Source organism: Neisseria sp. P0021.S005 (assembly GCF_051956955.1).
The window spans coordinates 1-1297 of record NZ_JBQCWY010000782.1 but is presented as its reverse complement, the minus strand read 5'-3'; the positions used below and the strand labels follow the sequence as shown (position 1 = coordinate 1297).

Sequence of the window (1297 nt, the reverse complement as noted above, 5' to 3'; positions counted from 1 at the left end):
CCGTTTTTTCAGACGGCCTCAAGGGCATTTGTGTATAATCGTAGCCCTTTCCAATATAGAACAATACGGAGTCCTGTCATGCAAACCGAAGTCGAACTGAAAATCTTAAATCCGAAAATGGCCGATTCCCTGCCTGCTTATGCAACGCCCGGTTCTGCCGGTTTGGACTTGCGTGCCTGCCTGGATGAAGCTGTTGTATTGCAGCCGGGCGATGTGTATCTCGTGCCGACCGGTTTGGCGGTGCATTTGGCCAACCCTGCGTATGCAGCCGTTTTGTTGCCGCGTTCCGGCTTGGGTCATAAGCACGGTATTGTTTTGGGCAATTTGGTCGGTTTGATTGACTCGGATTATCAAGGCGAATTGAAGGTTTCTCTGTGGAACCGTGGTAAAGAAGCGTTTACCATCGAGCCGATGGAGCGCATCGCGCAAATGGTGATTGTGCCAGTTGTCCAAGCCGCGTTTAAAGTCGTGGACGAGTTTGCCGCCAGCGAGCGCGGTGAAGGCGGATTCGGCAGCACCGGCAAAGCCTGATGATTTGAAAGGCCATCTGGAACGGGATAAATTGAAATATTTGATTTCGGTTTGCCGCTGTTCAGACGGCCTTTTGGTTGAGCCAACCTTTGCATAATTACACACAAGATTGCATTTTTATATCTTGCCTGCATGGCCGACGCACCCAATAATACAGGCCGTCTGAAACCTTTACGGAGCGTTATTATGTCCCGCCCCTCACTTTTTCTGCCTCTGTTTTTGATTATCTTTGGCGCGATTTGGTTTTTACGCGCTACGGATATTTTGCCTGCGACATCGACAATGATTGCCGGCGCATTAATTATTTTAGGCCTTGCCGTGTTGATTATGGACGGCATCAACAAACAGTCCATCGTTTCCGGCCCGATGCTGGTTTATATCGGTACAGCCATTTATCTGCACATGAGCTACTGGATTTACCTCTCGCCGTTGCTGGCCATCGGCATGGTCGTGTTGGGTTGCCTGCTGTTGCTCTCGCGCAGCGACATGATTCCTGAGAAACACACAAAATAGAAAGATGAGAGATTTGGGTTTTGCCCTATAAAGGCCGTCTGAACAATGGTATAATCTCGCCGTTTCAGACGGCCTTTTTTATTGTGGTTTAAATTTGAAATTTATCCTCCCGGCCGCACCGTTTTCTTACATTTTGCAAAGTTTCCGCCATGACTCAAGACAAAATCCTTATTCTCGACTTCGGCTCGCAAGTTACCCAGCTGATCGCCCGCCGCGTGCGCGAAGCCCACGTTTACTGCGAACTGCATTCTTT

The 1297-nt window shown here is 49.2% G+C and carries 2 protein-coding genes; both read left to right on the top strand.

Annotated features, from left to right (window positions below; translation table 11 throughout):
- Positions 1–78 precede the first annotated feature (78 nt).
- Positions 79–531: a dUTP diphosphatase gene (gene dut, locus ACTHUE_RS19250; RefSeq protein WP_003680707.1), complete on the top strand. Its 453-nt coding sequence runs from the start codon at positions 79–81 to the stop codon at positions 529–531.
- Positions 532–717: 186 nt separating this feature from the next.
- Complete coding sequence (locus tag ACTHUE_RS19245) at positions 718–1044, top strand: hypothetical protein (protein WP_004464437.1); 327 nt, start codon at positions 718–720, stop codon at positions 1042–1044.
- Positions 1045–1297: the final 253 nt, after the last annotated feature.

Coding starts and splice junctions, on each gene's coding strand:
- dut (WP_003680707.1), top strand. CDS start 79: ATGCAAACCGAAGTCGAACTGAAAATCTTAAATCCGAAAATGGCCGAT.
- ACTHUE_RS19245 (WP_004464437.1), top strand. CDS start 718: ATGTCCCGCCCCTCACTTTTTCTGCCTCTGTTTTTGATTATCTTTGGC.